Annotated in this window: 7 protein-coding genes; 2 read left to right on the forward strand and 5 right to left on the reverse strand. The window is 70.2% G+C overall.

Annotated features, from left to right (window positions below; translation table 11 throughout):
• The 4 genes from RB628_RS14675 to RB628_RS14690 form a co-directional block, all read right to left on the reverse strand.
• Positions 1-1,260 carry a nucleotide sugar dehydrogenase gene (locus RB628_RS14675; RefSeq protein WP_318320841.1) on the reverse strand — a complete coding sequence of 420 codons (1,260 nt, stop codon included), beginning with the start codon at positions 1,258-1,260 and terminating at the stop codon, positions 1-3.
• Positions 1,260-2,030 carry a WecB/TagA/CpsF family glycosyltransferase gene (locus RB628_RS14680; RefSeq protein ID WP_318320842.1) on the reverse strand — a complete coding sequence of 257 codons (771 nt, stop codon included), beginning with the start codon at positions 2,028-2,030 and terminating at the stop codon, positions 1,260-1,262. Before RB628_RS14680 ends, RB628_RS14675 begins: the two co-directional genes overlap by 1 nt.
• Entirely contained in the window at positions 2,027-3,193 is a 1,167-nt protein-coding gene (locus tag RB628_RS14685; protein WP_318320843.1) for a hypothetical protein, read from the reverse strand. Before RB628_RS14685 ends, RB628_RS14680 begins: the two co-directional genes overlap by 4 nt.
• A gap of 264 nt (positions 3,194-3,457) precedes the next feature.
• The gene (locus RB628_RS14690) at positions 3,458-4,057 is read right to left on the reverse strand and encodes an acyltransferase (RefSeq protein WP_318320844.1); all 600 of its coding nucleotides are present in this window, start codon (positions 4,055-4,057) and stop codon (positions 3,458-3,460) included.
• Between the two features lie 479 nt (positions 4,058-4,536).
• On the opposite strand from RB628_RS14690, the gene RB628_RS14695 reads away from it, so the two are divergent.
• Together RB628_RS14695 and RB628_RS14700 are read left to right on the forward strand one after the other, a co-directional pair.
• Positions 4,537-5,643, forward strand: coding sequence for an NAD(P)/FAD-dependent oxidoreductase (locus RB628_RS14695; RefSeq protein ID WP_318320845.1), 1,107 nt, complete (start codon positions 4,537-4,539; stop codon positions 5,641-5,643).
• 157 nt (positions 5,644-5,800) lie between these two features.
• Entirely contained in the window at positions 5,801-7,201 is a 1,401-nt protein-coding gene (locus RB628_RS14700) for a cytochrome P450 (RefSeq protein ID WP_318320846.1), read from the forward strand.
• 293 nt (positions 7,202-7,494) lie between these two features.
• Here the strand turns inward: RB628_RS14700 and RB628_RS14705 are convergent.
• A partial coding sequence (locus RB628_RS14705) for an SDR family oxidoreductase (RefSeq protein ID WP_318320847.1) occupies positions 7,495-8,341 on the reverse strand: 847 nt, incomplete at its 5' end.

Here is an 8,341-nt window from a genome sequence, read left to right on the forward strand (position 1 = left end):
TCAGAGCACCTCGATGGTGGATCCCGACGACAGCCGCCTACGGCAGTCGAGGACGAAGGGGGCGTGTTCGGCCACGAGTTCGTAGTCGAAGCTGTCGTGGTCGGTGAGCAGGACCACCACGTCGGCGGCCGTCAGCTCCTCCGGCGTGGGTTCGACCCGCACCAGCCGGCTGTCCACCGGCAGACTCTCGACCACGTGCGGGTCCGCAGCCCTGACCTGGGCCCCCATGTCGAGCAGGAGTTGGGAGATGCGCAGGGCGGGCGACTCGCGGGCGTCGCCGGTGTTCTTCTTGTACGCCAGACCGAGCAGCAGGATGCGCGAGCCGTTCACGGAACGACGTCTCTCGTTGAACAGGTCGCTGATGCGGCGCGCCACGTACTCGGGCATGTGGTTGTTGATGTCGTTGGCCAGCTCCACGAAGCGGAAGCTCTGGCCGAGTTCGCGCTGTACCCGCCAGGACAGGTACGAGGGGTCGATCGGCAGGCAGTGGCCGCCGACACCCGGTCCGGGCGTGAACTTCATGAAGCCGAAGGGCTTGGTGGAGGCCGCGTCGATGGCCTGCCAGACGTCGATGTCCAGGTGGTGGGCGAACATCGCGATCTCGTTGACCAACGCGATGTTCACGTGCCGGAAGGTGTTCTCGAGGAGTTTGGCGAGTTCGGCCTCCTTCGGTGAGCCCACCGGCACGGTGGTGTCCACGAGTTGGGAGTAGAAGTCCTGAACGGCCTTGAGCGACGCTTCGTTGACCCCGGACACCACCTTCGGGGTCTCCTTGAAGCCCCAGACGGCGTTTCCGGGGTCGATCCGCTCAGGGCTGTACCCGAGGTGGAAGTCGGTGCCCGCGGCGAGTCCCGATCCGTCCTCCAGGATCGGCGCGAACAGCTCCTGCGTGGTGCCGGGATAGGTCGTCGACTCCAGGACGACGGTGGCTCCGGGGCGCAGGTAGCGGGCAAGGGTGACCGCCGAGTCCTTGATGTACCGGAGGTCGGGGGTGCCCTCGTGCAGCGGGGTCGGGACGGTCACGACGGCGATGTCGAAACCGCCGCAGTCGCGGGCCGACTCGCTCGGGCGGTACGAGCCGTTGTCCAGTGCCGCGCGGATCCGCTCGGAGGAGACGTCCTCGACGAAGGACTCACCGGCGGCAAGGGTCTTGATCCGCCGGGAGTCGACGTCGTAGCCGATCACCTCGTGTCCGACCTCGGCGGCGCGGATGGCCAGTGGCAGGCCGACGTATCCCTGTCCGACCACGACGACGCGCATCAGTGACTCCTGTTCGCGGAAGCGGGCGACGGGGTGAGCCGGATGAGCTCTCTCACCGTCATGAGGACGAATGCGGCGTTGGTGGTGAGGTAGCGCCGGCCCAGGCGGCGCGGCTCCTGCAGTGCGCGGTAGAGCCACTCGACTCCCCACCGCTGCCAGGACTCGGGGGCCCGCTTGGTGACCCCGGCCAGGATGTCGAAAGAGCCACCGACCCCGTGCACGACGCGGGCGCCGGTGCGTTCGCCGTAGGCGGCGGTGAAGATCTCCTTCTTCGGCGAGGTCATGCCAAGGAACAGCAATTGGGCACAGCTGTCCGCGATCGCGCCGGCTATGGCTCCCTGCTGGGAGTCGTCGAAGTAGCCGTTGCGGCTGCCTGCCACCTTCAGACCGGGGAAGCGGTCGGCCACCCGGCACAGCATCTCCTGCAGCACCTCTTCCTTGGCGCCGAGGAAGTACACCGACATGCCCGCCGATTCGGCCTCGGCCAGCAGCCGCAGGAACAGGTCGATGCCGGCCACCCGCTCCGGCAGCGGGGCGCGCAGCACCCGGCCGGCCCAGACCACGGCCTGTCCGTCGGCGAGGACGAGATCACAGCCGGCCACGGCGTCGGCGAGCCGCTGGTCGCGCCGCATGTTGACCAGCTTCGCGGCGTTGACCACCCCGATCTCCAGCTGTCTGCCGTCCCGCACTGCTTCGAGGCAGCGCTGTACCGTCTCGTCCATGGTCAGCGGGTCCAGCTCGACCCCGAACAGAGTCTGACGCTCGCTCATATTCGTCCCCCCTGCCAGGCGTGAAGCATCCAGCCGAATTCGTACGGACGGCATTCGCGGTCCACGGAGAGGGGGCGGTACACCCGGTCCAGGGACTTCAGCCGGAGGTTCGGAGCGACTCGGGTGCCGAGCCCTCGGGCGGCGCGTACGGCCTTCTTCGGGTCGCCCCGGTAGACCTTGCGCCAGGTCACGCCGAGCTCGTCGAGGATCATCGGCTCCTCGTTCCCGGCGTCCAGTTCGGGCACGTCCGCCATCCACCGCAGCCCCTTGCGGATCGAAGCGCCGAAGTCGCTGCCGCCCGCGTCGGTCAGATCGAACAGGGCGGTCGGCGCCATCGCGTGCTGGTGGACGCTGTAGACCGGGTAGCCCTCCACGACACCGCCGGTACGCGCGTCGTAGTGCCACCACCACTGCCCGCCGTCGCCCTGCAGCTCGCAGATGCGCGCCGCGCATGCCTCGGACGCGGCCAGCGCCTCCGGATCGCCGCCCCCGTCGTCGCCGGCGTGCGCGCGGGCCAGGGCCTGGAGCGGGTACGTCTGGTCGGCGAAGCAGCTCACGTGCGACCGGTACCAGGGCACCAGGCCGGGCCCGGTGGCGTGCGGGAACAGCGGGCTGTCCCCGATCCGGGCCCGCAGCAGGCGGTCGCGAGCTGCGGTGAAACGTCTCTCCACGTCGACCGTGTGGCGAGCCGCCGCGAGGGCGGACAGCACCCACGCCGCCTCGACGGTGTACTGCGGCCGGCCCTCGTCGTCCAGGGCGTCGACCCGCGCGAGTGCGTCGGACAGCTTGGGGTGGTCGGTGTCGGCGGCGGCCCAGGCGATGAGCGCCGCGTCACCGAGGTTGGTCACCGCGGGCAGGGACTCGACCAGCAGACCCGTGAACTCCTGGGCGCTGTGCCCGCCGAGCACAGCGCGCTGGCGGTCCTCGGGGAGGAACCGGGCGCCCAGTGCGGTGATGGCCGCGTACCGGGTGCTGGTCCCGCGCCGTTCCAACGTCCAGGTGCCGCCGGGGACTTGCCGCCCGGCCAGGGTGAAGACGAAGGCCTCGCCGCCGGGGAGCAGCATCGATGGAAGCCCCGACTCGGCCACCCCCAGAAGCCGTTGGGCGAGCGAGAACAGTGGCGGATCGTCATGACCGAGCGCCGCCAGACGTGTGGTGGTCATCGTTTGGGCACACCAACCCCCCTGTGGGTCCTGTGTTTTGAGCAGACTGGTGAGCGCCGCGGCTCGGAGCTCCACGCGGCGGAAGGCAGACGTCAGACATCAGGTGTCGGAGCGGTACCCGCTCTTCGCTTCAGGCACAGGTGTATTCACCCGGTAACCCCCCCTGGGCACTGGTTCGTGTGCTCATTGTGCTTCGTCTGCATAGTTCGCACACATGTTATGCCTGTGGATGTTCGAAGATTTGCGTTTTGTGAAAATCGAGTGTCATGCACGCTCCATGAGTGCGCCGTCCTTCTCGTCGTACAGCGCGCCCGTCCCGGGACACTCCCAAACGCCCAACTCGCCTTCGCGCTCGGTCAGTCGTACGCCGGCCCGGCCGACCCAGCCGATCCGGCGCGCTGGAACGCCGACCACGAGCGCGAAGTCCGGTACGTCCCGGGTCACGACGGCGCCCGCCGCGACCAGCGCCCAACGGCCGATGTGCACCGGCGCCACGCAGACCGAACGTGCCCCCACCGACGCCCCCTCGGCGACCACCACCGCGACGGCCTCCCAGTCGCCGCCGCGCTTCAGCCGGCCCTCCGGATCCACCGAGCGGGGGAAGTGGTCGTTGGTGAGGACCGCCGCCGGGCCTACGAACACCCCGTCACCGAGCACCGCGGGTTCGTAGACCAGCGCGTAGTTCTGGAGCTTCACGTTGTCGCCGATGCGCACTCCCGGGCCGACATAGGCTCCCCGGCCCACGATGCACCCGCTGCCCAGCCGGGCGTCCTCCCGTATCTGGGCCAGATCCCAGACCGTCGTTCCGTCGCCGAGTGTTGCCGTCTCGTCGACCTGGGCGGTCGGCTGGATCCTTGAACTCACCTGGTTGAACCCTTCTTCTCACCTGGAACACCAGTGCCTTGACTGGATCACCATACTTACGCCCGATCAGCCGGCGAGGGTGCCAAGCACCCGGCCGCGTCCGCCCGCGCCGACCCGTGGTGTCGCCGGGGTTGGTGCCGGAACGCGCGGACACGGAAGCGGACTTCGCCGGCGCCGGGCTCGGGCTCGGCCCGGGAAGCTCGCCGACGTGCGGGACGTCGGTGGCGGGGACCTGTTCGTCGTGCCAGGAAGCGAGCGCAGAAGTACCTCCGGTGTGTTTGCGGGAGTCCCGGCGGGGTGCCCCGCACCGCACCGGACGTTCGCCGTGCCGACCGGTATCCGTGCCGTCGCTTCACAGAATGCGCACCAAAATTCATCAGCTCTTTAAGTTTCAAGCGCTACGCTCGGCGGCAGTCGAGTGGCCGACGGCGCCCACACGCTCCGGTGCTCGCTCCCCCCACAGGCACAGGAGACTCGGTGTGCGTGACGGCGACGTAGTGGTGATCGGCGGCGGCTATGCCGGCGTGCGGCTGGCGAGACGGCTGGACGAGACAGCGCGTGTCACGTTGGTGGACCGCAAGGAGGTCTTCTTCCACCGTATTGCCTCCCTGCGCGCCGGTGTTCACCCGGAGTGGACGGTCACACCGTTCATTCCGTACGACCGGCTGCTGCGCAACGGCCGGGTGGCCGTGGGCAAGGCGGTCCGCGTCGACACCGCGGAGCGACAGGTGGTGCTGGCCTCGGGCGAGATCCTTCCGTACGACGTGGTGGTGATCGCCACCGGCGCCGACTACCCCGAACCGGCCCGCTTCACCGGCACCACCGTCGAGGAGGCCGCCCAGTCCTTCGCCGGCCACCAGCGGAGCATCGCAGCCGCGCATCATGTCCTCGTCGTCGGCGGCGGGCCCTCCGGCGTCGAACTCAGCGCCGAGATCCGCCTGGCCCGCCCCGACGCCCGGGTCACCCTCGCCCACTCCGGGCCGGCGCTGCTCCACTCCACGGGCAGTGAGCGGGCCGGGAACAAGGCCCGCGCCTGGCTGGAGTCCCACGGCGTGGAGGTGCGGCTCGACTCCTTCATATCGCCCGGCAACGACTTCGGCACCTATCGTGACGCCCGCGGGAACGTCGTCGACGCCGACCGCTCCTTCTGGGCCACGGGCACCACCCCCAACACGTTCTGGCTGCGCATGGCCGGGCACAGCGACTGGCTGAACGCCTCCGGGCATGTGAAGGTCGACCGGACGCTCCGGGTCGAGGGGTGGCCGGATGTGTTCGCGGTCGGGGACGTGAACGACGTCAGCGAGCTCAAGATCACCCCCGTCGCGCTCGCTCAGGCGGACCTCGCCGTCCACAACATCCGCGCGTACCTCCAGAATCCGGGCAGGCATCGCAAGCAGCCCCGCTTCTACCGGCCGATCCACCGCACCCCGCTCGTCGTGCCGTTCGGCCCCGCCGACGGGGTGACCATGGTGCCCGTGCCCGGCGGCGAGACCGCGGTTCTCGGCGGCCGCACCGCCGCAATCGCCAAGGCCAAGACACTGATGACCCCCTACATGAGGCGCCAACTGGGGTACACCGCGGCCTGAGCCCCCGGGCGCGAGGAAGGTTTCCTCGGCAGGTTGGCAACTGCCAGTTGTGCCCCCGTTGTTACTCCGCCGTATGCCCTGCGGTAGGGTCCCCAGCATTTCCAACTACCGGCTGAACGTAAGCCGGTACGGGGAGTGTTGAGGGGGCGGCGCGACGATGGAATCCCAGTGGGGCGACGGGGGATCCGTGGACCTGGACGGCACACGGCTGGAGGAGACGGCACCTGAACCGCTGCTGACCAGGGACTACGAAACGCGCCCCTCGCTCGTGTACGAACGGCTGCGCCAGCGGCACGGCCCGGTCGCACCGGTCGACCTGCTCGGCGTACCCGCCTGGCTGGTCCTGGGCTACCAGGAGTCGCTCCAGGTCCTCCAGGACGACGACGGATGGCCGAAGGGACTGGAGAACTGGCGGGCCCGCTCGGAGGGCCGAGTGCCGGCCGACTGGCCGCTCGGACCGTCCCTGGAGGTCAACCATGTGCTGATCCAGGGCGGCCCCGGCTACCGGCCGTTGAGGGCGGCGTGGGACGTGGCGCTGAAACCGTTCCAGGACCCGGGCCACCCCCAGGCGAGGCGACTGAAGAGGGCCGTCACCGCCTACGCCGACGAACTGATCACCCTGATGGGGCAGGGCGGCGGCACGGGCCTGGCGGATCTGTCCGCCCAGTTCTCCCGGCCGCTGCCGCTGATGGTGGCCAGTCATCTGCTCGGCTTCCCCGGTTCGCAGGGCGACGACGCGCTGATGGACATGTGGCGGGTACTGGACGCGGGCCCGGACGCGGAGCCCGCCCTGGAGCGGCTGCTGGCGACGCTGGCCGAACTGGCGGCGGTGAAGCTGGACAGGCCCGGGGACGACTTCCCCTCGTACCTGATCGCCGCGCACCCCGGGCTCTCCCTGGACGAACTGGCCCGCGAGCTGTTCATGCTGCTCGGTATGACCTCCGACCACGTAGGCATCCTCGTGTCCAACACGGTGGTCGAGGTCATCTCGGGCGAGGGCACCGTGCGTGCCAGTCTGTCCGCCGGGATGGTCAGGGAGACCATGAACCGTGTGGTCATGCGCAAGCCGCCGCTGGTCAACTTCGTGCCCCGCTTCGCGGCCAGGGACACTCGGCTGGGCAACTACACGATCCGGGCGGGCGATCCGGTGTGGGTCTCCTCCGCCGCGGCGCACGCCGACCCCCTCTTCGCCAAGAACGTGTGCCCGAGCACCACGGTCAGCACCCGGGCGCACCTGTCCTGGGGCGCGGGCCCGCGCCAGTGTCCGGCGCGCGAACTCGCGTCTACGGTCGCGGCGGTCGGAGTGGGCAGGCTGTTCGAGCGGTTCTCCCATCTGGACCTCGCCCTCCCCGTCGACCAACTGCCGTGGCGCTCCTCGCCGTTCATGCGAGGCCTGCGGTCGCTGCCGGTACGGTACGAACTCGCCCCGGTGCCCGAGCGACGGTTGGCACACGACCCGACGGCGCCGTCGGCCGAGTCGGAACTGCCGGACCCGTCCGCCCGGCAGCGCTCCTCGCTGTGGCGCTATCTGACGGGGCTGATCCGCACGGGCCGCTGACCCCAGGGCCGCTGCCGCGGCCCGCGCTGGCGGGTGCGCGGTTGGGTCGCCGAGGTTTCGTGTGACCGTGGCTCGATGGCTCGATGGCTCGATGGCTCGATGGCTCGATGGCTAGGTGTCGAAGTGGCTCGGTAGCGCGGTGGCTCGGCCACCGAGCCACCGGCGGATGCCCGTGTCGAGACCGCCGGTCCGGGCCCGCTGCGCGATGCAGGAGGGCCGGGCCGAACACCCCACGCACGGCATCCCTGCCCACATGGACGGACAGGCCGGCGACAGCCCCGGGCCGCCGTCGCTCAGGCGCCGTACACCGGCGCCGACGAGGGCGCTTCGATGAGCATCCCGCGTACCGCAGTGCCGATCTCGCCGGGAGTCCAGCGGCGGTCGCGGTCCTGCCGGGGGCCGTGCTGCCAGCCGTCGGCGACGCCGATCGTGCCGCCCTCGGCCTCGAAGACCCGGCCGGTGACGTCGCCCGATCCGGCCGAGGCCAGCCACACCACCAGCGGGGAGACGTTGCCGGGGTGCGGGGCGTCGAAGCCGGACTCCGGTGCGCGCATCTTCTCGGCGAAGGCCTCGACCGCCTCCGTCATCGGGGTGCGGGCGGAGGGGGCGATCGCGTTCACGGTGACGCCGTAGCGGGCCAGTTCGGCGGCGGCGATCACGGTGAGTGCCGCGATGCCCGCCTTCGCGGCGCCGTAGTTGCCCTGGCCGACGCTGCCCATCAGCCCGGCGCCCGAGGTGGTGTTGACGATACGGGCGTCGACCGGCCGACCCTGCTTGCTCAACTCCCGCCAGTAGGCGGCAGCATGCCGCAGCGGTGCCGCATGCCCCTTGAGGTCGACCTTCAGGACGAGGTCCCAGTCAGCCTCGGTCATGGAGACCAGCATCCGGTCGCGATTGATGCCGGCGTTGTTCACCAGCGCGTGCAGCACGCCGAACTCGTCGACGGTCCGGCCGATCAGCCGCTCCGCGTAGCCCCAGTCGCTGACGTCGCCCAGGTCGGCGACAGCTGTGCCACCGGCCGCCTGGATCTCCTCGGCCACGGTTTTGGCGGCTTCGCCCAGGTCGTTGACCACGACTCGGGCCCCTTCGGCGGCCAGCGCGAGGGCGTGTTCGCGGCCCAGGCCTTGGCCTGCTCCGGTG

It is taken from the genome of Streptomyces sp. ADMS, assembly GCF_033441795.1.
In the GTDB taxonomy this organism is placed as follows: domain Bacteria; phylum Actinomycetota; class Actinomycetes; order Streptomycetales; family Streptomycetaceae; genus Streptomyces.

What these genes read in the sequence shown, in the direction of transcription:
- RB628_RS14675 (WP_318320841.1), bottom strand. Translation starts at nt 1,260, where the DNA reads ATGCGCGTCGTCGTGGTCGGACAGGGATACGTCGGCCTGCCACTGGCC.
- RB628_RS14680 (WP_318320842.1), bottom strand. Translation starts at nt 2,030, where the DNA reads ATGAGCGAGCGTCAGACTCTGTTCGGGGTCGAGCTGGACCCGCTGACC.
- RB628_RS14685 (WP_318320843.1), bottom strand. Translation starts at nt 3,193, where the DNA reads ATGACCACCACACGTCTGGCGGCGCTCGGTCATGACGATCCGCCACTG.
- RB628_RS14700 (WP_318320846.1), top strand. Translation starts at nt 5,801, where the DNA reads ATGGAATCCCAGTGGGGCGACGGGGGATCCGTGGACCTGGACGGCACA.